The 20,212-nt window shown below is 56.4% G+C and carries 18 protein-coding genes and 1 riboswitch; of the genes, 11 read left to right on the top strand and 7 right to left on the bottom strand.

Going from position 1 to position 20,212, the window contains the following annotated elements:
- Nucleotide 1 precedes the first annotated feature (1 nt).
- Together epd and tkt are read right to left on the bottom strand one after the other, a co-directional pair.
- Nucleotides 2–1,060, bottom strand: a complete 1,059-nt coding sequence (gene epd, locus AACY26_RS15425) for an erythrose-4-phosphate dehydrogenase (RefSeq protein ID WP_339515481.1) — start codon at nucleotides 1,058–1,060, stop codon at nucleotides 2–4.
- Between the two features lie 83 nt (nucleotides 1,061–1,143).
- Complete coding sequence (gene tkt / locus AACY26_RS15420; RefSeq protein ID WP_339515480.1) at nucleotides 1,144–3,141, bottom strand: transketolase; 1,998 nt, start codon at nucleotides 3,139–3,141, stop codon at nucleotides 1,144–1,146.
- Between the two features lie 387 nt (nucleotides 3,142–3,528).
- On the opposite strand from tkt, the gene AACY26_RS15415 reads away from it, so the two are divergent.
- The 4 genes from AACY26_RS15415 (at nucleotide 3,529) to AACY26_RS15400 (ending at nucleotide 8,105) form a co-directional block, all read left to right on the top strand.
- The gene (locus AACY26_RS15415) at nucleotides 3,529–4,566 is read left to right on the top strand and encodes an ArsR/SmtB family transcription factor (RefSeq protein WP_339515479.1); all 1,038 of its coding nucleotides are present in this window, start codon (nucleotides 3,529–3,531) and stop codon (nucleotides 4,564–4,566) included.
- 12 nt (nucleotides 4,567–4,578) lie between these two features.
- Nucleotides 4,579–5,769 (top strand): methionine adenosyltransferase, encoded by a 1,191-nt coding sequence (gene metK / locus AACY26_RS15410; RefSeq protein ID WP_339515478.1) that lies wholly within the window; start codon nucleotides 4,579–4,581, stop codon nucleotides 5,767–5,769.
- Nucleotides 5,770–5,909: 140 nt separating this feature from the next.
- Nucleotides 5,910–7,604 (top strand): NAD-dependent DNA ligase LigB, encoded by a 1,695-nt coding sequence (gene ligB, locus AACY26_RS15405; RefSeq protein WP_339515477.1) that lies wholly within the window; start codon nucleotides 5,910–5,912, stop codon nucleotides 7,602–7,604.
- A 99-nt stretch (nucleotides 7,605–7,703) separates the two neighbouring features.
- On the top strand, nucleotides 7,704–8,105 hold the full coding sequence (locus AACY26_RS15400; RefSeq protein ID WP_339515476.1) for a DUF1090 family protein: 402 nt from the start codon (nucleotides 7,704–7,706) through the stop codon (nucleotides 8,103–8,105).
- 17 nt (nucleotides 8,106–8,122) lie between these two features.
- Here the strand turns inward: AACY26_RS15400 and AACY26_RS15395 are convergent, their stop codons facing one another.
- Nucleotides 8,123–8,572, bottom strand: a complete 450-nt coding sequence (locus AACY26_RS15395; RefSeq protein WP_339515475.1) for a c-type cytochrome — start codon at nucleotides 8,570–8,572, stop codon at nucleotides 8,123–8,125.
- Between the two features lie 153 nt (nucleotides 8,573–8,725).
- A complete protein-coding gene (locus AACY26_RS15390; RefSeq protein ID WP_339515474.1) occupies nucleotides 8,726–9,112 on the bottom strand; it encodes an MAPEG family protein in 387 nt (128 codons plus the stop codon).
- Nucleotides 9,113–9,415: 303 nt separating this feature from the next.
- Nucleotides 9,416–9,509, top strand: a riboswitch (S-adenosyl-L-homocysteine riboswitch).
- Nucleotides 9,510–9,532: 23 nt separating this feature from the next.
- On the opposite strand from AACY26_RS15390, the gene AACY26_RS15385 reads away from it, so the two are divergent.
- From AACY26_RS15385 to AACY26_RS15375, 3 genes are all read left to right on the top strand, one after another.
- On the top strand, nucleotides 9,533–10,942 hold the full coding sequence (locus AACY26_RS15385) for an adenosylhomocysteinase (RefSeq protein WP_339515473.1): 1,410 nt from the start codon (nucleotides 9,533–9,535) through the stop codon (nucleotides 10,940–10,942).
- 61 nt (nucleotides 10,943–11,003) lie between these two features.
- Complete coding sequence (gene metF, locus AACY26_RS15380) at nucleotides 11,004–11,849, top strand: methylenetetrahydrofolate reductase [NAD(P)H] (RefSeq protein WP_339515472.1); 846 nt, start codon at nucleotides 11,004–11,006, stop codon at nucleotides 11,847–11,849.
- Nucleotides 11,850–12,205: 356 nt separating this feature from the next.
- Nucleotides 12,206–14,086 (top strand): DEAD/DEAH box helicase, encoded by a 1,881-nt coding sequence (locus tag AACY26_RS15375; protein WP_339515471.1) that lies wholly within the window; start codon nucleotides 12,206–12,208, stop codon nucleotides 14,084–14,086.
- Between the two features lie 129 nt (nucleotides 14,087–14,215).
- Here the strand turns inward: AACY26_RS15375 and AACY26_RS15370 are convergent, their stop codons facing one another.
- Entirely contained in the window at nucleotides 14,216–14,794 is a 579-nt protein-coding gene (locus AACY26_RS15370; protein ID WP_339515470.1) for a YceI family protein, read from the bottom strand.
- 90 nt (nucleotides 14,795–14,884) lie between these two features.
- Nucleotides 14,885–15,433 carry a cytochrome b gene (locus tag AACY26_RS15365; RefSeq protein WP_339515469.1) on the bottom strand — a complete coding sequence of 183 codons (549 nt, stop codon included), beginning with the start codon at nucleotides 15,431–15,433 and terminating at the stop codon, nucleotides 14,885–14,887.
- A gap of 318 nt (nucleotides 15,434–15,751) precedes the next feature.
- Between AACY26_RS15365 and AACY26_RS15360 the strand changes: the two genes are divergently transcribed.
- The 4 genes from AACY26_RS15360 to AACY26_RS15345 all read left to right on the top strand — a co-directional run bounded on the left by AACY26_RS15360 (nucleotide 15,752) and on the right by AACY26_RS15345 (nucleotide 19,683).
- Nucleotides 15,752–17,158 (top strand): adenosylmethionine--8-amino-7-oxononanoate transaminase, encoded by a 1,407-nt coding sequence (locus AACY26_RS15360; RefSeq protein ID WP_339515468.1) that lies wholly within the window; start codon nucleotides 15,752–15,754, stop codon nucleotides 17,156–17,158.
- Between the two features lie 58 nt (nucleotides 17,159–17,216).
- A complete protein-coding gene (locus tag AACY26_RS15355; RefSeq protein WP_339515467.1) occupies nucleotides 17,217–17,915 on the top strand; it encodes a CatB-related O-acetyltransferase in 699 nt (232 codons plus the stop codon).
- 207 nt (nucleotides 17,916–18,122) lie between these two features.
- On the top strand, nucleotides 18,123–18,419 hold the full coding sequence (locus AACY26_RS15350; RefSeq protein ID WP_339515466.1) for a hypothetical protein: 297 nt from the start codon (nucleotides 18,123–18,125) through the stop codon (nucleotides 18,417–18,419).
- A 544-nt stretch (nucleotides 18,420–18,963) separates the two neighbouring features.
- A complete protein-coding gene (locus AACY26_RS15345; protein ID WP_339515465.1) occupies nucleotides 18,964–19,683 on the top strand; it encodes a 16S rRNA (uracil(1498)-N(3))-methyltransferase in 720 nt (239 codons plus the stop codon).
- A gap of 60 nt (nucleotides 19,684–19,743) precedes the next feature.
- Here the strand turns inward: AACY26_RS15345 and AACY26_RS15340 are convergent, their stop codons facing one another.
- Nucleotides 19,744–20,211: a chemotaxis protein CheW gene (locus tag AACY26_RS15340; RefSeq protein ID WP_339515464.1), complete on the bottom strand. Its 468-nt coding sequence runs from the start codon at nucleotides 20,209–20,211 to the stop codon at nucleotides 19,744–19,746.
- Between the last annotated feature and the right edge of the window lies 1 nt (nucleotide 20,212).

Raw genomic sequence — 20,212 nt, 5'->3', positions numbered from 1 at the left:
TTCAGTCCTTCACGGGGGCTGTTTGGGTGGAAACATTCAAAAAGTGTTCGGCAACGTCGAGCATGCGATTGGCAAAGCCCCATTCGTTGTCGAACCAAGTCAGTATATTCACCAACCGCGGGCCAGAGACTCGCGTTTGGCTGCCATCGACAATCGCAGAATGCGGGTCATGGTTGAAATCGCAACTGGCATGCGGCAGTTCAGTGTAAGCCAGCAAACCACGAAGCGGGCCGGCTTGTGAGGCTTCACGCAGCACCCGGTTGATTTCCTCGGGGCTGGTGTCGCGGCCAGTCTGAATCGTGATGTCCAAGCAAGACACGTTAACCGTTGGCACGCGTATAGCTTTGGCCTGAATCCGCCCGGCAAGTTCCGGCATTAACCGTTCAATGCCACGGGCCAAGCCTGTGGACACCGGAATCACTGACTGAAACGCCGAGCGGGTGCGACGCAAATCTTCATGGTGATAGGCGTCAATGACCGGCTGATCATTCATAGCCGAGTGAATCGTGGTGATCGAAACATATTCGATGCCAACCGCTTCGTTGAGCACTTTCAACAAGGGCACGCCGCAGTTGGTGGTGCAGGATGCGTTGGACACCAAGCGCTCGGCACCGGTCAAGGCATGCTGGTTAACGCCAAATACGATGGTCGCGTCGATGTCCGCTTCACTGGCCATCGGTTGCGACATCAACACCCGTGGTGCACCCGCGTTGATAAAACGCTGCGCCTCGATACGAGTGGTGTATTGCCCGGAACATTCGAGCAGCAAGTCGATATCAAGCGCCGCCCAGTTGATACTTTCCGGAGTTTCGCCACGCAGTACCTTTACGCAATCACCGTTGATATGCAGGCAGTCGCCGTCAACCCGAACCTCGCCGGGGAAACGCCCGTGGGTTGAGTCAAAGCGCGTCAAATATTCAATGCTCGACTGATCAGCCAGGTCGTTGAGGGCGACAATTTCAATGTTCGCGCCCGCGCCGCGCTCATGCAAAGCACGCAGTACGCAGCGGCCGATTCGACCGTAACCGTTGAGTGCAATTCTATAAGGACGCTCGGACATGCTGGACTCAGCTCTCGACAAGGTGCGGGAATAGACTGCAAGTCGGCCGGCAATACCGGCCAACTTGCACGTACAGAGGTTCCTTAGCCTTCAAGCATCTCGGCAGCGGTTTCCAGAATGTTTTCAACTGTGAAACCAAAGTGCTCGAACAGCGCAGGTGCCGGTGCCGACTCACCAAAGGTGGTCATGCCGATAACCTGGCCTTCAAGGCCGACGTACTTGTACCAGAAGTCTGCGTGAGCAGCTTCGATGGCGATACGCGCACCAACTTGTACCGGCAATACCGCCTGCTTGTAGCCTGCATCCTGTGCGTCGAAAACGCTGGTGCACGGCATCGAGACAACACGCACATTTTTGCCCTGGGCCGTCAGTTTGTCGTAGGCCTCAACCGCCAAGCCAACTTCAGAACCGGTGGCAATCAGGATCAGCTCTGGCTCGCCAGCGCAATCCTTGAGCACGTAACCGCCACGGGCGATGTCGTTCAACTGGGCGACTTCACGGCCTTGGTGCGGCAGGTTCTGACGCGAGAAGATCAGCGCGGACGGGCCATCGTTACGCTCGATTGCGTATTTCCATGCCACTGCTGATTCGACCGCATCGGCTGGACGCCAGGTGTCGAGGTTCGGCGTAGAACGCAGGCTGGTCAACTGCTCGATCGGCTGGTGAGTCGGACCGTCTTCGCCCAGGCCGATTGAGTCGTGGGTGAATACATAAAGCACACGCTTCTTCATCAGCGCCGACATACGCACCGCATTGCGTGCGTATTCCATGAAGATCAGGAAGGTCGCGCCGTACGGCACGAAACCACCGTGCAGGGCGATACCGTTCATGATCGCGCTCATGCCGAACTCACGAACGCCGTAATACATGTAGTTGCCGGATGCGTCTTCAGCCGAGACGCCCTTGCAGCCTTTCCACAAAGTCAGGTTGGAACCAGCCAGGTCAGCCGAACCGCCAAGGAATTCAGGCAACAGCGGGCCAAAGGCATTGAGGGTGTTCTGGCTGGCCTTGCGGCTGGCAATGGTTTCGCCCTTGACCGCAACTTCAGTGATATAGGCAGCAGCCTTCTCGGAGAAATCAGCTGGCAACTCACCGGCCATGCGGCGTTTCAGCTCGCTAGCCAGCTCTGGATGCGCAGCGGCGTAGGCAGCGAAACGCTGATCCCACTCGGCTTCAACAGCGGCACCCGCTTGCTTGGCATCCCACTGCGCATAGATATCGGCAGGAATTTCAAATGGGCCGTGGTTCCATTCCAGCGCGGCACGGGTCAGCGCGATTTCGTCATGACCCAGCGCAGCGCCGTGGCAATCTTCCTTGCCCTGCTTGTTCGGCGAGCCAAAACCGATGATGGTTTTGCAGCAGATCAGCGTCGGCTGCTCGCTTTTGCGGGCGGTCTCGATAGCAATCTTGATTTCTTCGGCGTCGTGGCCGTCGACATTGCGGATCACTTGCCAGCCGTAGGCTTCAAAGCGCTTCGGCGTGTCGTCGCTGAACCAGCCTTCAACTTCACCGTCGATGGAAATACCGTTGTCATCGTAGAAGGCAATCAACTTGCCCAGGCCCAAGGTGCCAGCCAGGGAGCACACTTCGTGGGAGATGCCTTCCATCATGCAGCCGTCGCCCATGAAGGCGTAGGTGTAGTGATCGACGATCTTGTGGCCTTCGCGGTTGAACTGCGCAGCCAGGACTTTTTCGGCGATGGCAAAGCCTACGGCGTTGGCAATCCCCTGCCCCAGCGGGCCGGTGGTGGTTTCAACGCCTGGGGTGTAGCCGTATTCAGGGTGACCGGGCGTGCGGCTGCCCATCTGGCGGAACTGCTTGAGGTCTTCGATACCCAGGTCATAGCCCGTCAGGTGCAGCAGCGAATAAATCAGCATCGAGCCATGGCCGTTGGACAGTACAAAACGGTCACGGTCGGCAAACTCAGGGTTGCTTGGGTTGTGCTTGAGGTAATCACGCCACAAAACTTCAGCGATATCGGCCATACCCATTGGGGCACCCGGGTGGCCGCTGTTGGCTTTCTGCACGGCATCCATACTTAAAGCACGGATGGCATTGGCGCATTCACGACGGCTGGGCATCGCTGATCTCCTGAGGGACAAATTTGAAAAGGCACCCATTTTCGCCCACCAAGGCGGTGCGGGGCAATGACAGATAGTCGTGCAGCGGCGAATACTTGAGGAAAAGCCGCAATCTTGTCGATTTTAAGCCTTGTCACCGGCAAATCTGCCGTCAGCGCGACATATTTGCAGGCATCTCCTGCCAATTCACATCAGCGGGCATGATCACGGCGACCAAACCCGGCCTTATTGCGACTGAAGCAGTGTTGCGACTGGGGCTGAGATATCTAGAAACACTTGGCTAAGGCTCTATCTAAAGCACCGCAGCCAGGCCCGACAACAGCAATATCAAAATATTTTGATATTGCTGTTGCTGTATGAAAATTGACCGCTTAGACTGCCCACCTTATGAACATGCGTGTGCCCCAGCTCCGTTTTGAGCCAGCCGATGAACTGGCCGCCCTGTGTAAAGCTGGCGGTGACCCATTGCGCCTCAATGTATTGCGCGCCCTGAGTAATGACTCATTTGGCGTACTCGAACTGGCGCAGATATTTGCCATTGGCCAATCAGGCATGAGCCACCACCTGAAGGTGCTGGCGCAAGCCAAGCTGGTGGCCACACGCCGCGAAGGCAATGCAATTTTTTACCGCCGCGCTTTCGCCGATAACAAACGATTTGGCGGCAGGCTACACAGCGCCTTGCTTGATGAAGTGGATGCGCTAACGTTACCCGCCGAGGTGCAGGCCCGTATCGCTGCGGTACACAGCCAGCGAGCGAGTGCCAGCCAAGAATTTTTTGCGCGCATGGCGGATAATTTTCAAGCCCAGCAGGACTTGATTGCCGGCCTGCCACAGTATCGCGACAGCGTGCTGGCGGTGCTGGATACGCTGGGTTTTGCCGCCAGCGCCAGTGTAATTGAAGTAGGCCCCGGCGACGGCGGCTTTCTACCTGAGCTTGCGAGTCGCTTTAGCCAGGTGACCGCGCTGGACAACAGCCAGGCGATGCTCGAAATAGCACGCCAGACATGCGACAAAAGCAGCTTGAGCAATGTGCAACTGGTGCTCGCTGACGCGCTGAATGATCAATATCCAAGCGCCGATTGCCTGGTGCTGAACATGGTACTTCACCATTTCGCAGCCCCGGCAGAAGCGCTTAAACAGCTGGCTGCACAGGTTAATCCCGGCGGCAGCTTGCTGGTAACCGAGTTATGCAGCCATAACCAGAGCTGGGCCAGGCAGGCCTGCGGTGATCTCTGGTTAGGTTTTGAACAGGACGACCTGGCCCATTGGGCTATCGCCGCAGGGTTGACGCCGGGTGAAAGCCTGTATGTCGGCCTACGCAATGGATTTCAAATTCAGGTGCGGCACTTTGCCAAGCCCGATGAATACACAGGCTTTAGAGCGAATTTCCGCCCGCAGCCGATCTCACCCACCGGTATTAATTAGGAAGACCGATAGATGAGCGAATACTCCCTGTTTACCTCCGAGTCTGTGTCTGAAGGGCACCCGGACAAAATTGCTGACCAGATTTCCGATGCAGTGCTCGATGCAATCATCAGCAAAGACAAGCACGCCCGCGTTGCCTGTGAAACCATGGTCAAGACCGGTGTGGCAATCATCGCCGGTGAAGTCAGCACTTCAGCCTGGGTTGATCTTGAAGACCTGGTTCGTAAAGTCATTATCGACATTGGCTACGACAGCTCGACCGTCGGCTTCGACGGCGCGACCTGCGGCGTGTTGAACATCATTGGCAAGCAGTCGGTCGACATCAACCAGGGCGTTGACCGCAGCAAGCCGGAAGATCAGGGTGCGGGCGACCAGGGCCTGATGTTTGGCTACGCCAGCAACGAAACCGATGTGCTGATGCCTGCGCCGATCTGCTTCTCGCACCGTTTGGTCGAGCGCCAGGCAGAAGCGCGCAAGTCAGGTCTGCTGCCTTGGCTGCGCCCCGATGCCAAATCCCAGGTCACTTGCCGTTACGACAATGGCAAGGTTGTCGGCATCGACGCCATCGTTCTGTCGACCCAGCACAACCCTGAGGTCAGCTACAACGACCTGCGCGAAGGCGTGATGGAACTGATCGTCAAGCACGTGCTGCCAGCAGAATTGCTGCACAAGGACACCCAGTTCCACATCAACCCAACCGGTAACTTTGTGATTGGTGGCCCGGTTGGCGACTGCGGTCTGACCGGTCGCAAGATCATCGTCGACACCTACGGCGGCATGGCCCGTCACGGCGGCGGTGCGTTCTCTGGCAAGGACCCATCCAAGGTTGACCGCTCGGCAGCTTATGCGGGCCGTTATGTTGCCAAAAACATTGTGGCGGCTGGCTTGGCTGAGCGTTGCGAGATCCAGGTTTCCTACGCCATTGGTGTGGCGCAGCCGACCTCTATCTCGCTGAACACCTTCGGCACCGGCAAAATCAGCGATGACAAAATCATCCAACTGGTTCGCGAGCACTTCGATCTGCGCCCATACGCAATCACCAAGATGCTCGATTTGCTGCACCCGATGTACCAGCCAACAGCGGCCTACGGCCACTTCGGTCGCAACCCGTATGAAATGACCTATGACGGTGACACCTTCACCGCATTCACCTGGGAACGCACCGACAAGGCTGCGGACCTGCGCGCTGCTGCTGGCTTGTAATTCAAGCCAGGCTAAAAGCCCCGCCGAGTGCGGGGCTTTTTTTTGGCTGAAATTTATAAATCAGCCAGCCCCGTTAAAAGTCGGGCTGCTGCCTGCGCGACCAGCGCCTAGGCTGAGCGGGGTATCGAGGCCACGCAAGGATGCGCATGAACAACCCACTGCTATTACGCATAGTGGCTGCAACCATTGCCCTGTACAGCCAAGCCAGCGCCAGCGCTGACTGCCCGCAATGGTCCGCCCAGCAAGCTCGGGCTGAAATCAGCCAACTGAGCAGGCAAATTGCCGAATGGGACGATGCCTACCATCGCCAAGGCATCGCGCTGATCGCCGACGAACTCTATGATCAAGCCCTGGCCAAACAGCAAAGTTGGCAACGCTGCTTTCCCAATGCAACACAACGCCCATTGCAACCGTTGGCCACCAGTCGCGGCACGATCAAGCATCCAATAACCCAGACCGGCCTGAACAAACTGGCCAGCGCCCAGGCGCTGGACGCCTGGCTCAGCACACGGCAAGACATCTGGGTGCAACCCAAAGTCGACGGCGTGGCGGTTAGCCTGATCTATGACCAGGGCCAACTTCAGCAGATGATCAGTCGAGGCGACGGCCAGCACGGTCAAGACTGGACATCACAAGCATTACTGATAACCGCCATTCCCAAGCGGATTGCCTATCAAGACCCTCTCATTCTCCAAGGCGAGCTGTATTGGCGGCTGGAAAATCATATTCAAGCCAAGGCTGGTGGTGTCGGCGCGCGCAGTAAGGTCGCAGGCCTGCTCGCACGCAAGCAGCTCAGCACTGAACTGGCTGATGGCGTGGGGCTGTTTGTCTGGGACTGGCCACAAGGCCCAACTGACATGAACCAGCGCCTGCAGCGCTTGGATGAACTCGGGTTTAGCGACAGCAAAGCCTTCAGCCAGCCCATTCACAATGCTCAGCAAGCCCGAGACTGGCGCAGCACTTGGTATACAAGCGCCCTGCCCTTCGCCACCGACGGTATTGTCTTGCGCCAAAGTGCTCGGCAAGCGGCGCAACACTGGCAAGCCAAGCCGCCATCTTGGGCCGTGGCCTGGAAATACCCGGTTAGCCGGGCGCTGGCCGAGGTGCGCGAGGTCAAGTTCAAGATCGGCCGTAGCGGACGCATCACACCGGTGCTGACACTCGTCGCCACACAGTTGGATGACCGCATCATCGAGCATGTCAGCGTCACGAATATGCAACGTTGGCAGGCGATGGATATCCGCCCCGGTGATCATGTTGCGATCCGCCTCTCTGGCCTGACCATCCCGACGCTCGAAAGCGTGGTTATTCGCAGCAGCATTCGCCAGCCAGTGACTTCGCCGGATGCCGCAGCATACGACCGCTTGAGCTGCTGGCAGTTTTCAGCACCTTGCGCCCAGCAATTTATCGCTCGTCTCAGCTGGCTTAGCGGTAAAGCCGGCTTGAACATGGCCGGTGTTGGCGCCGGAACATGGCGAAAGCTAATCGATGCGCAGCACATTAATGGCTTGCTTGACTGGCTCGACTTGACCAACGAACAGCTTGAACAAACTGCAGGGTTCGGTGAGCGCAGCGCCGCGCAGTTGAGCCAGCGCTTTAATGCAGCCCGCCAGCAGCCATTCAATATCTGGCTGACCGCACTCGGAGCACCGCCCGGACTGCGCTTGCAGCCCGACGACAACTGGCAACGACTGGCTCAGCGCAACACCTCTTCCTGGCGTCAGCAACCGGGCGTCGGCAAAGTGCGCGCCAAGCAACTTCAAGCATTCTTTGCCCATCCGCAGGTCGTCAAGCTGCAAGAGAAGCTGCGTGCCGCTGGAGTTGATGGCTTTTAGCTGTTGCTTCACTCGCCAGGAACCGCAGAGGCCGCAAAACTTTAGTGGACGACCGCAGTCGAAAGCTGTTCGCGAAAATAATAAAACGGAGCGAACAACATGCTAATGCGATCGGCACTTATCTTTCTACTCAGCGGCGCAGCGCTGTTAACCAACACGGTCATTACGGCTCAAGCCAGCGACCCGCTAAAAGACTGCATCAGCAAACGCCAGGAACTCAGAGACAAAACCGAGGAAATCGGCAAACTCGGTGACGCCGCCCGATTGGCGGGTATCCAGCAAGAACTGGACAAGCTGGAAACACAGTGCGCAAAACTAGGCTTGCACTCATCCCAAGGCGCAGAAGTGTCCAAAGCACAGCTAAACGTCAGCGCCCGCAAGAAAAACCTGATCGCAGCGCTCAGCGCAGGTGATGCCAACAGCATCTCCGAAAGCCAGAAACTGCTGAGCAAGGCGCGCAAAACGCTTGAGCAAGTGGAGTCGCAACCTACCCGCAGCTAGGAAAGCCTAAGGGAACCTCAGTGGTTACGAAACTCCTCATGACAAGCCTTACAACTGTCTTCAACAGCCTGCATAGGCGCAACCAGATCCGTGCTCTTCAATGGTTTGGCAGTGGTTGCAACCACCAACGCAGCAGTGTTGGCTTCAAGTTCGTCAGCCAACTGCTTGAACCGCGCCTGGCGCTTCCAGACATCATCGCGGGCATTGGTCGCGTCTTCTTCCTTTACTTGCGGAAAGTGCTGCCATGGCGTTTTCGACAGTGCATCCAGCTTGGCAGCCCCTTCAACAAAACGCGGCCCATCAAAAACGATACGTCCGCGCAACATGCCGCCCAGATCTTCACTGGTCTTGAGCATCTGCTTGAAGATGGTTTGGCGCTGGCCTAGCGGGGAGTTGGGATCAACACCACCGCAGGCGGCTAGGGTCAGACTGGCCAGCAGAACAAGTAAAACATTTCTCAGCTTCATAACACCTTCGCGCCGCAATCAGGCTCAACAAGCGCGACAGTATCCATGCTCAAGCCGCGCCGGCCAAGCGCGGTAATTTGCCGCATGCAGCGATTGCAACAAGACTTACCGTGTAAATACCCGGCAGCGCAACAGCCGCAGAGCCGCCTGGGCTCAGGCTGCGACCACAAACAAGCTGATAATCAGGCCCATGTTGATAAACCACATCAGCGAACGCACGGGCGCAAGATCGGCAAGGTAAAAAGCTGTGTAGAGGATCCGGCTGATGATAAAAGCGATCGCCAATTGATCAATTACACTTTGCTGGGAACCACCGGCCAAGTGCGCGATGATCACCGCAGCCGCAAAGGCCGGGGTGACTTCAAACCCGTTTAGCTGTGCGTTATTGGCACGACGTGCGGCGCCTTCAACACTGCCCAGATACGCCCTTGGATCATGATTGTTTCGCGGGCTAAAGCCCTTGCTAAGCCCTTTGGCCAGCGCAGTTGACACATAAGGCAGGAAGATCGCGATCAGCACGCACCAGAAGGCAATGGTCATAACAGCTCCGCAGCAAGTCAGATAGGCCCTACAGCTTGATCTGCAGGACCGCTGCCGTCCATTAGCAAATGTGCCAACTTCAGGGCGTATCAGGCAATCATGCCGCCAATTTGCCGCTGGCTAATGCAAAGGCGACCAAGGTAGCGGCCCGCTCAGACTTTTACCGTTAACAATTGCCAAGTAATTACCCAAGGCTACCACTGCGTTGCGCGCAGGGCGACGGAAAGCCTTGGGCAAAACCGTCTGTCTCGCTATAATCGCCCGGCTACACGTAACCGACACCGCTTCGGTTACGCCCGCCACCCATCCGAGGGGCGCTGCAGCAGACCCTGTACACCAGTGGTTTGTCAGGCTCGGATGGGGCGTTAACCATACGCATCAACGGCGCCCATTCGCAGACAACGAATGGAGACTCATTTTATGAGCGCTGTTATGACGCCTGAAGGTTTTACCGATTTTAAAGTGGCTGATATTTCCCTGGCTGCCTGGGGCCGCCGCGAAACCATCATCGCTGAATCCGAAATGCCTGCCTTGATGGGCCTGCGCAGCAAATATGCTGGCCTGCAACCGCTGCAAGGCGCCAAGATCATCGGCTGCATCCACATGACCATCCAGACCGCCGTGTTGATCGAGACCCTGATCGCGCTGGGCGCTGAAGTGCGTTGGTCATCGTGCAATATTTTCTCGACTCAAGACCAGGCCGCTGCGGCTATCGCTGCTGCTGGCATCCCGGTATTTGCCTGGAAAGGCGAGACCGAAGAAGAGTACGAGTGGTGCATCGAGCAGACCATCCTCAAAGATGGCCAGCCTTGGGATGCCAACATGATCCTCGACGACGGCGGCGACCTGACCGAGATCCTGCACAAGAAATACCCGGCCATGCTGGATAAAATCCACGGCGTGACCGAAGAAACCACCACTGGCGTACACCGTCTGCTGGATATGCTGGCCAAGGGCGAGCTGAAAATCCCGGCGATCAACGTCAACGACTCGGTCACCAAGAGCAAGAACGACAACAAATACGGTTGCCGTCACAGCCTCAACGACGCCATCAAGCGCGGTACCGACCACCTGCTGTCGGGCAAGCAAGCGCTGGTAATTGGCTACGGTGACGTGGGCAAGGGTTCCTCGCAGTCGCTGCGCCAGGAAGGCATGATCGTCAAGGTTTCCGAGATCGACCCAATCTGCGCCATGCAAGCCTGCATGGACGGTTTTGAACTGGTTTCGCCTTACATCGATGGCCTCAACGACGGCACCGACGCCTGCATCGACAAAGCCCTGCTGGGCAAGATCGACCTGATCGTGACCACCACCGGCAACGCCAATGTGTGTGATGCTGGCATGCTCAAAGCCCTGAAAAAGCGCGCCGTTGTCTGCAACATCGGTCACTTCGACAACGAAATCGACACCGCTTTCATGCGCAAGAACTGGGCATGGGAAGAAGTTAAGCCGCAGGTACACAAGATCCACCGTACTGGCTCTGGCAGCTTCGACGCGCACAACGATGACTACCTGATCCTGTTGGCCGAAGGCCGCCTGGTCAACCTGGGTAACGCCACTGGCCACCCAAGCCGCATCATGGACGGCTCGTTCGCCAACCAGGTTCTGGCCCAGATTTTCCTGTTCGCACAAAAGTATGCCGACCTGACTGCCGAGCAAAAAGCAGAGCGCCTGACAGTTGAAGTCTTGCCGAAGAAACTCGACGAAGAAGTGGCACTGGAAATGGTCAAGGGCTTTGGCGGCGTCGTAACACGCCTGACCCAAACCCAAGCTGATTACATCGGCGTAACCGTTGAAGGCCCTTTCAAGCCGGATGCTTACCGCTACTAAGTAGCCGACTGGCCGCATGCCTTCACACAGCCGTGCGGCCAGTGCTCACAAGGACATCGTCATGAGTCAAGAACGCCGTTTCAGCTTCGAGTTTTTCCCGACTAAAACTGAAGCTGGACACGAAAAGCTGATGGCCACCGCGCGCCAGTTAGCGACATACAACCCGGACTTTTTCTCCTGCACCTATGGCGCAGGCGGTTCAACCCGCGATCGCACCGTCAATACCGTCTTGCAGCTCGATGGCGAGGTCAAGGTTTCGACTGCGCCGCACCTTTCCTGCGTCGGTGACAGCAAGGCCGAACTGCGCGAGCTGTTGGACCTCTACAAGAGCAACGGCATCAAGCGCATCGTTGCCTTGCGGGGTGACTTGCCATCAGGCATGGGCATGGCGAGCGGCGAACTGCGCTATGCCAATGAACTCGTTGCCTTTATCCGCGAAGAAAGCGGTGATCACTTCCATATCGAAATTGCTGCCTACCCGGAAATGCATCCGCAGGCACGCAACTTTGAAGATGACCTGGCCAACTTCGTGCGCAAGGCGAAAGCCGGGGCCGACAGCGCCATTACCCAGTATTTCTTCAACGCCGACAGCTATTTCTACTTCGTCGAGCGCGTGCGCAAGATGGGTGTTGAGATTCCGATTGTGCCGGGCATCATGCCGATCACCAACTACAGCAAGCTGGCACGCTTCTCGGATGCCTGTGGCGCTGAGATCCCGCGCTGGGTGCGCAAGCAACTGGAAGCTTACGGTGATGACATCGACAGCATCCAGGCTTTTGGCCAGCAAGTGATTACAGAAATGTGCGAGCAACTGCTGCAAGGCGGCGCGCCAGGCCTGCACTTCTATACGCTTAACCAGTCTGAACCGAGCCTGGCGATCTGGAACAACCTGAAGCTGCCGCGCTAACCGGCGCGTCAGAGCCGTGCTACAGCCAGAGGCCTGTGCAAAGGCGCAGGCCTCTACTTATTACTAATCCGGATAATTAGCTCGATAAATCTGTGGTCAATGCGAACTAATTTCCACGACGCATGCCCAACACAGTGCTATTAATCAAACCCCGTATGCAGCAAATACAGCACCATTAAGCAGGCCACTACTGCGTAATGGCCAAGCTCTGTTATACTCGGGACTTCCCGCCAGGCTTGCGCCCGGATGCTCGCCCCTCCCAGAGGCAGCAGTACCGGACGGGATTGCGCGCCCCACGTGCGATTCAAGCCAGGCAATACACCATAGGGCTACGCCCTCACTAGACAGGATTTCACATGTCCTTTGCTTCCCTCGGTCTCTCCGAGGCTTTGGTTCGTGCGGTCGAGTCCGCCGGCTACACCCAGCCAACTCCGGTGCAACAGCGGGCTATTCCCGCCGCGTTGCAAGGTCGCGACCTGATGGTAGCGGCACAGACTGGCACAGGTAAAACAGGCGGTTTCGCCCTACCAATCCTTGAGCGTTTGTTCCCCAACGGTCATCCGGACCGCGAACAACGCCACGGCCCAAAACAACCACGCGTGCTGGTGCTGACACCAACCCGTGAACTGGCCGCCCAGGTGCACGACAGCTTCAAGCTGTATGCCCGCGATTTGAAATTCGTCAGCGCCTGCATATTTGGCGGCGTTGGCATGAACCCGCAAGTCCAGGCACTGGCCAAGGGCGTTGACGTTCTCGTCGCCTGCCCGGGTCGCCTGCTCGATCTTGCTGGCCAAGGCAGCATTGACCTGTCGCACGTCGAGATTTTAGTACTCGACGAAGCTGACCGCATGCTCGACATGGGCTTTATCCATGACGTCAAAAAGGTCCTGGCCCGCCTTCCGGCCAAGCGCCAGAACCTGCTGTTCTCAGCGACCTTCTCCAAAGACATTACCGACCTTGCCGGCAAGCTGCTGCACAACCCGGAGCGCATTGAAGTAACGCCACCGAACACCACGGTTGAGCGTATCGAGCAACGCGTATTCCGCCTGCAAGCAAGCCACAAGCGTGCGCTGCTGGCTCACTTGATCACCGCCGGCGCCTGGGAACAAGTGCTGGTATTTACCCGCACCAAGCATGGCGCCAACCGCCTGGCCGAGTACCTCGACAAGCGCGGCTTGCCAGCGGTTGCGATTCACGGCAACAAGAGCCAGAACGCCCGTACCAAGGCCCTGGCTGACTTCAAAGCCAACAAGGTGCGCATTCTGGTTGCCACTGATATCGCCGCTCGCGGCCTGGATATCGACCAACTGCCGCATGTAGTCAACTTCGAGCTGCCTAACGTTGAAGAAGATTACGTGCACCGTATTGGCCGTACTGGCCGTGCAGGTCGCAGCGGTGAAGCGATTTCGCTGGTAGCGCCCGACGAAGAAAAACTGCTGCGCGGCATCGAACGAATGACCAAGCAGAAGATTGCCGATGGCGATGTAATGGGCTTCGACGCCAGCACTGTAGAAGCTGAGCGCCCGGAAGTCCGCGAACCACGTCAACCGCGCCAACAACGTGCGCCACGCCCTGCTACACCCGATGGCGAGCGCCATGGTGGCGGACGCAAAGACAAAGGCAAAGACACCGGTCGCGCAGCCAAGCCTGCAGGCAGCCGTGATAATGCTGGCCGCAAGCCAAAGCCACGTGGAGAACGCAGCAACAGTAACCGCCCTGTAGCCACTGCCGCGATTCCGGTACTCCCTCCAGATCGCGCGCCAGATGAGTTCCGCGACGACGAAATTGATAACTTTGGTAACCGCGTTGACTACGTCAGCCCGAACCAGAACAGGTCACAAAACCGTGGCCGCCGCCCGGCAGCAGCTGCGGCGCAGCCAGCAGCTGGCCAACCGCGCAGTCAGGGCCGCGGCCCACGTAGCGGTGGCGCGGCAGGCGGTGCAGCCAAGCCTAACGGCAGTGGCCAAGGTAAGCGTCAAGGTGGTCAAGGCCGTAATGGCTCTGGAGCCAACCGCTCACGTCCGCCACGCGACCGTGAACGCAGCACCTCACTTAATCGTGATGAGCTGCCACGTAGCGAGAAAGTGGCTAACAAAGCGACGGAGAAGCAACCCGTGATCATGCATAAAAGCTCTCGTCTTGATCGGTTCCCGACCCCGGAGCAACTGGATCAGCTGCCAAGCAGCCGCCCACGCGGTGAGAAGCCAGCCTTGCTGACGCGCAACCGCGACGAGTAACTCAGCAATGGCTGCAACCAACAACGCCAGCTTAGTGCTGGCGTTGTTGTATCTGCGGATCACGAATTGCGTATTTTTGCCCAAAAAAACGCCGGCGCTTAACCGGCGTTTTTTATGGGCAGCCAGTCATTACTGACGAACACCTTCGAAAGAAATGATCAGCTCAACTTCTTGCGAAGCAGGGCCCAGGTCTTTTTCGATGTTGAAGTCTTTCATTTTGATTGTGGTGGTGCCTTCAAAGCCTGCACGGTAGCCGCCCCACGGATCATCACCTTCACCCACGAACTTGGCCTTGACTACAACAGGCTTGGTCACGCCATTGAGGGTCAGGTTGCCAGTCACGTCGGCAGTGCCTTCGCCAGTCGACTTAACCGAGGTCGATTCGAAGGTGGCAGTCGGGTTTTTGCTTACATTGAGGAAGTCGCCGCTGCGGATGTGCTTATCGCGCTCAGCGTGGTTGGTATCAACGCTTTCGGTTTGCAGGGTTACTTTAACTTTGCTGGCCTCTGGCGCTTTAGCGTCGTAGCTAAAGCTGCCATCGAATTCTTTAAAGGTGCCGTACAGCCAGCTGTAGCCCAAGTGGTTGATCTTGAAATTAACAAAGGCGTGCTGACCTTTGGTGTCGATCACGTAATCGGCAGCAAAAGCCTGACCCGCGCCGATCAAAGCAGTACCTAATGCCAGTGCAGCAAGTGTTTTCTTCAACATGGAATCATCCTTTTCAAAGTGATCTTGCAAAATCATAGTGCAACGTTTCAGGGATGCGCAGAACAGGCCGCGCGATTCAACAACTGGAATTCACTCCCGGCCGAGCATGCGTTTTAACGTGCTGTCACGGTCAATAAAATGGTGCTTGAGCGCCGCTAGGCCATGCAGGCCGGCAAATATGACAATGGCCCAGGCCAGATATTCGTGAACCAAACCTGCCCAATCCTCTTGATCAGGAATGCTGGTCAAGGTCGCTGGCACTGCAAACAAATCAAACACGCTGATACCACGACCGTCTGCGGTTGAAATCAAATAGCCGGAGATCATCAGTACAAACAAGCCAATATACAAAAAACCATGGCCCCACTTGGTGGCCAACTGCGTCATACGACCATGACTTTGCAAGTGCCCTGGTGGCGGGCTGATCCAGCGCCAGCAAACCCGCAGGAGCATGGCCAAAAACAGCAAGATGCCAACACTCTTGTGAATGTTCGGCGCATCGGTATACCAACTGCTGTAGTAATCAAGGCCGACCATCCAAAAGCCCAACCCAAATAATCCGAAGACCACCAGGGCCACCAACCAGTGCATCAAGATACTGATCACGCCATAACGTGATGGGGAGTTGCGCCACTGCATCAATATGTTCCACAAAACCATATGTATTTAAGTTGAGCCAAGATTAGCAACAAAACTATCGATATAAAGCGTAAATTTTCGCTTTGAAATATCGGGAAATACGATAACTAAACTGGATCCGCTGTTTTCACACTGAACCGCTGTGAATTTAGAGCTTATTGGCCGGTCTGCGTTACAGCAAGACGGCACAGTGAACCAGCCAACCAGGACGACCGTCCCACCGGCTCAACAAGCCCGGTCGCTTGCAGCCGATCACGATTTGACCCTAAGCCCGGCATTCGCATCTGGTAGGCTGTGCCTAAAGATTTGGAGGACCCCATGAGCTTGAACGATCAATGGATGCAGCGCGATCTCGCCGTAGTTTGGCACCCTTGCACGCAGATGAAAGACCATGAACAACTGCCCCTTGTACCGATCAAGCGCGGCGAAGGTGTGTGGCTCGAAGACTTCGAAGGCAAGCGTTATCTGGATGCAGTCAGCTCCTGGTGGGTCAATGTCTTCGGCCACTGCAACCCACGGATCAATCAGCGTATCAAGGATCAGGTCGATCAACTTGAGCATGTCATCCTCGCCGGGTGCAGCCATCAGCCCGTCATTGAGTTATCCGAGCGCCTGGTCAAGCTGACGCCAAAGGGCCTCGACCGGGTGTTTTATGCAGACAACGGTTCGTCGTGCATCGAAATAGCCCTGAAGATGAGCTTCCATTACTGGCTCAATATCGGCCAGCCTGCGAAGAAACGCTTCATCACCCTGAGCAACAGCTACCACGGTGAAACCGTTGCGGCGATGTCGGTCGGCGATGTCGCCCTGTTCACCGACACCTATAAAGCCCTGCTGCTCGACACCATCAAAGTTCCCAGCCCGGACTGCTACAACCGCCCGGATGGTGTCAGTTGGGAAGAACATTCGCGCCTGATGTTCACCCATATGGAACAGGCTCTCGCCGAGCACTATCAGGAAGTCTCGGCCGTCATTGTTGAACCGTTGATCCAGGGTGCGGGTGGTATGCGCATGTATCACCCAATTTACCTGACACTGCTGCGTGAAGCCTGCGACCGTTATGGCGTACACCTGATTCTGGATGAGATAGCCGTTGGCTTTGGTCGAACCGGCACCATGTTTGCCTGCGAGCAAGCCGGGATTCGCCCAGATTTTCTGTGCCTGTCCAAAGCCCTGACCGGCGGCTATCTACCACTTGCCGCCTGCTTGACCACCGACAATATTTATCAAGCCTTCTACGACGACTATTCAACCTTGCGCGCGTTTCTGCACTCGCACAGCTATACCGGCAACCCACTGGCGTGCGCTGCGGCGCTGGCGACACTGGATATCTTTGAGCAGGACAATGTCATCGAAGCCAACCGTGTACTGAGCAAACGCATGCACGATGCCACGGCTCACTTGGTTGACCATCCGCATGTGGCCGAAGTCCGCCAAACCGGCATGGCCCTGGCAATCGAAATGGTCGCAGACAAAACCAGCAAGACCCCTTACCCCTGGCAAGAGCGACGCGGCTTAAAGGTCTATCAACATGCCCTGAAGCGCGGCGCGCTGCTACGCCCACTGGGGAGCGTGGTGTACTTCCTGCCGCCCTATGTAATTACCCCGGAGCAGATCGACTTTCTCGCAGAAGTGGCGAGCGAAGGGATTGATATTGCCACGCGCACATCAGTCAGCGTGGCCCAGGGCAATAGCAACTACCCTGGCTTTCGTGATCCGGGTTAAGCGATTCAGGTGTGCATTTCAGGCTGCTAATGCCAAATATGGAAATGGAGAGCGAAAGATGGAGTGGGTGTCACTAGCCCTATCGGCCAGCGCGCTGATAATTGTGGTGCTGTATGTAGGTGTTGCAAGCCCCGGTGCAAAGAGAAAACGGCTCAAACGCGCACTCAAGGCCGTGCCTGAATTTGATCGTGGCAGATACCAGTTCAAGCGCCGTTACCCGGACTTTGAATATGGCACCGGCAGCTATGGAATGCCTGATGTCAAATTCGTTCACGAAGGTACGAAACTCGAAATTGGCGCTTACTGCTCAATTGCCAAAGGGGTTCTGATTTTACTTGGCGGCAACCATCGAACTGACTGGGTCAGCACTTACCCTTTCCCAGCCATGCTGAAACAAGCCCGACACATCAAAGATTACGAAGAGTCACGAGGCGATGTGCTTATCGGCAGCGATGTCTGGTTATGTGCCAACAGCACGATTTTATCGGGAGTCACCATCGGCCATGGAGCTGTGGTGGCGGCAGGGGCGCTGGTTTGCAAGGATGTGGCTCCCTTTTCGATTGTCGCGGGGAATCCTGCTCGGGTGATCGGCTGGCGTTTTGATGAACAAACGCGCGAAGAACTCTTAGCCAGCAAGTGGTGGGACTGGCCAAAAGAAGAAGTCGCCAGCGTTGTCGAGCGCCTGTGCTCTGAAGATACGGCCGGGTTCCTTGAGTATGCCCGCAGCCGCCAACCGGCATCTCGAACTTGTGATTAACCACCCGAGATTGCTCGGCAAAACAGCCACACCTGTGGCCAGCATCGGCAACTGGGCTGCTAAATGGCGCCCTTTGCCATTTTTAATTGCGCGCTGAACGAGGGGCTATACTTCAGCGGCCCCATTGAAAAGGAATTTTCTGAATTTTACCTCTGACCCCAAGTCCTAATAAGAACAATGCTGAATCTAGAGGTTCTCGCTATGGTAATGCACTACGAAACAACCGATGGTCAAGTTGCATGCGGTCGAGACAACGACAATTTGGATTCCACCAGCAAAGCGAACAAAGTGACCTGTAAAACCTGCCTTGGCTCGCATGTGATGCAGGACATAGCTGGAGCCGCGAAACCCAAGAAAAAAGCCAAGAAGCCTGCCAAGAAACAACCCAAGAAAAAATCTGTACCAAGCTCAACATTCGACTGGAAATACGAGTGGGCGGTCATGTGCCATGACGTGCGACCCAATGATCGACTCCCGCGCGGTTTCGAGGCGATCGAAGTCTGAAGCGGAGCTTCACGGAGCAGATCAGTCCATTCGGGGACTGGGCAGCATGAGCCAACTGGTCTGAGTGGAGCTTTGCTGTGTCCGAGTCCCCTATTTACAACTGATGCAAAAGGAAATTTTGTGGGGATTCCTCAGGGTCTGTCCACTATTGTTTAGAGGCCGAATTACTGGCTGGATATAACTAAACCAGTGTCCAGAATTCGTTAACCACTACAGTTTGTCAACTTTGAGTGGAAGTCTTTAACCTATTAGCAAGCTACGTTGCCGACAGTGGCGAACAGTGCAGTGTATGAATTGCTTACAATACAGGCCAAATGCCACTATTCATTTCTGAGCGCAACATTAGCACGAAGTGAAAGAGCCATCATGTGTGATAGATAAATATGTGACATGAGTCTGTCCTGCTACGCCGGATCCATTCAAAAGTCAGGCAGCAGTTCACCCGCGCCTGTAATTCTGCTCAACCTCAGGCTAGCGCTCACACACAACGCTGGCATCAAACAGGCTAAACTGCGCTTCCCTGTATCCAGTTAATAGTTTGCCCATGCGCCTATCTCGCTTTTTTATCGATGCCCCGCTCTCCATTGGCCAGCATGCGCTGCCTGAGGCGCAGGCTCATTACATCAGCCGCGTGCTGCGCCATAACGTCGGCGATGCGGTGCAGCTCTTTGATGGCAGCGGCAGTGAGTTTCTGGGCGAGTTGATTGAGGTGGGCAAAAAGACCGTCAGCGTTGAGCTGCGCCAGTGCATTGCCGGGCAGCCGGAATCACCACTGCGTATTCATCTGGGCCAGGGCTTGTCCCGTGGCGAACGGATGGATTGGGCGATCCAAAAAGCCACAGAGCTGGGTGCAACCGAGATCAGTCCGATTGTCAGCGAACGCTGTGAAGTCAGGCTCAAGGATGAACGCGCAGACAAACGCATGGCGCACTGGCGGCAAGTGGCGATTAGCGCTTGTGAGCAATGCGGTCGCTCGGTGGTGCCGCTGATCCATCAGCCCATTAGCCTGAATGACTGGTTAGCGCAGATAGACAGCGAGTTGAAGCTGGTGCTGCACCCGGTTGCCGAACCACTGGAGAGCCATACCAAGCCTCAGTCGCTGGCATTCCTGATTGGTCCTGAAGGTGGCCTGAATGACGCCGAAGTCGAGCAAGCCAAGGCCCAGGGTTTTCACGCGGCGCGCTTAGGCCCAAGGGTATTGCGCACCGAAACGGCGCCAGTGGTGGCACTGAGTGTGGCACAGCAATTGTGGGGCGATTTCTAAGCCGCAGCGCCCCCAACGCAAAACGCCAGCTTGCGCTGGCGCCTGCAACGACCACTCAACTTAGATCAGGCCTGCGTCTTCCAGTAACTGCTCAAGTGCGATCAGGTCGGGGATTTTCAGCAGATCATCGCCAATTTGCACCGCATCCAATTCCAGCGGGGCCAGGGTAGCCCCCGGCACTGTTACCAGGTCGTTGGCGACTTTTACCGAGCGCGGGATACCCTGCACCAGCAGGGCGATGAACTTGACCTTTTCCCGACCGCCAGGTGCGTTGATCACCGCTACACGGGCATTGCCACCGATTTGCGCCTGGCCATCACTGGCGGCCTCGAATGACAACAGCGGCAGGCGCAGATCTCGCCAATTGATCTGCCCCAAAAACCAAGCCGGCATGCCTGCACTAGTTTGCGGTGCGCGATAAGGGATCAACTCGGCGACCACCACGTTAGGCAATAACAGAGTGCGATCAGCCAGCGGGATCGCCAGGCATGTGAGACTGGTGACGCTGTTTTCGATGGTTTGGCTCATG

Source organism: Pseudomonas sp. RL_15y_Pfl2_60 (genome assembly GCF_963970595.1).
Lineage (GTDB): Bacteria > Pseudomonadota > Gammaproteobacteria > Pseudomonadales > Pseudomonadaceae > Aquipseudomonas.
This window is presented reverse-complemented; position numbering and strand designations above follow the sequence as displayed.

What these genes read in the sequence shown, in the direction of transcription:
- AACY26_RS15360 (WP_339515468.1), top strand. Translation starts at nt 15,752, where the DNA reads ATGAGCTTGAACGATCAATGGATGCAGCGCGATCTCGCCGTAGTTTGG.
- AACY26_RS15415 (WP_339515479.1), top strand. Translation starts at nt 3,529, where the DNA reads ATGAACATGCGTGTGCCCCAGCTCCGTTTTGAGCCAGCCGATGAACTG.
- AACY26_RS15365 (WP_339515469.1), bottom strand. Translation starts at nt 15,433, where the DNA reads ATGCAGTGGCGCAACTCCCCATCACGTTATGGCGTGATCAGTATCTTG.
- AACY26_RS15400 (WP_339515476.1), top strand. Translation starts at nt 7,704, where the DNA reads ATGCTAATGCGATCGGCACTTATCTTTCTACTCAGCGGCGCAGCGCTG.
- epd (WP_339515481.1), bottom strand. Translation starts at nt 1,060, where the DNA reads ATGTCCGAGCGTCCTTATAGAATTGCACTCAACGGTTACGGTCGAATC.
- AACY26_RS15395 (WP_339515475.1), bottom strand. Translation starts at nt 8,572, where the DNA reads ATGAAGCTGAGAAATGTTTTACTTGTTCTGCTGGCCAGTCTGACCCTA.
- AACY26_RS15345 (WP_339515465.1), top strand. Translation starts at nt 18,964, where the DNA reads ATGCGCCTATCTCGCTTTTTTATCGATGCCCCGCTCTCCATTGGCCAG.
- metK (WP_339515478.1), top strand. Translation starts at nt 4,579, where the DNA reads ATGAGCGAATACTCCCTGTTTACCTCCGAGTCTGTGTCTGAAGGGCAC.
- ligB (WP_339515477.1), top strand. Translation starts at nt 5,910, where the DNA reads ATGCGCATGAACAACCCACTGCTATTACGCATAGTGGCTGCAACCATT.
- AACY26_RS15370 (WP_339515470.1), bottom strand. Translation starts at nt 14,794, where the DNA reads ATGTTGAAGAAAACACTTGCTGCACTGGCATTAGGTACTGCTTTGATC.
- metF (WP_339515472.1), top strand. Translation starts at nt 11,004, where the DNA reads ATGAGTCAAGAACGCCGTTTCAGCTTCGAGTTTTTCCCGACTAAAACT.
- AACY26_RS15390 (WP_339515474.1), bottom strand. Translation starts at nt 9,112, where the DNA reads ATGACCATTGCCTTCTGGTGCGTGCTGATCGCGATCTTCCTGCCTTAT.
- tkt (WP_339515480.1), bottom strand. Translation starts at nt 3,141, where the DNA reads ATGCCCAGCCGTCGTGAATGCGCCAATGCCATCCGTGCTTTAAGTATG.
- AACY26_RS15375 (WP_339515471.1), top strand. Translation starts at nt 12,206, where the DNA reads ATGTCCTTTGCTTCCCTCGGTCTCTCCGAGGCTTTGGTTCGTGCGGTC.
- AACY26_RS15340 (WP_339515464.1), bottom strand. Translation starts at nt 20,211, where the DNA reads ATGAGCCAAACCATCGAAAACAGCGTCACCAGTCTCACATGCCTGGCG.
- AACY26_RS15350 (WP_339515466.1), top strand. Translation starts at nt 18,123, where the DNA reads ATGCACTACGAAACAACCGATGGTCAAGTTGCATGCGGTCGAGACAAC.
- AACY26_RS15355 (WP_339515467.1), top strand. Translation starts at nt 17,217, where the DNA reads ATGGAGTGGGTGTCACTAGCCCTATCGGCCAGCGCGCTGATAATTGTG.
- AACY26_RS15385 (WP_339515473.1), top strand. Translation starts at nt 9,533, where the DNA reads ATGAGCGCTGTTATGACGCCTGAAGGTTTTACCGATTTTAAAGTGGCT.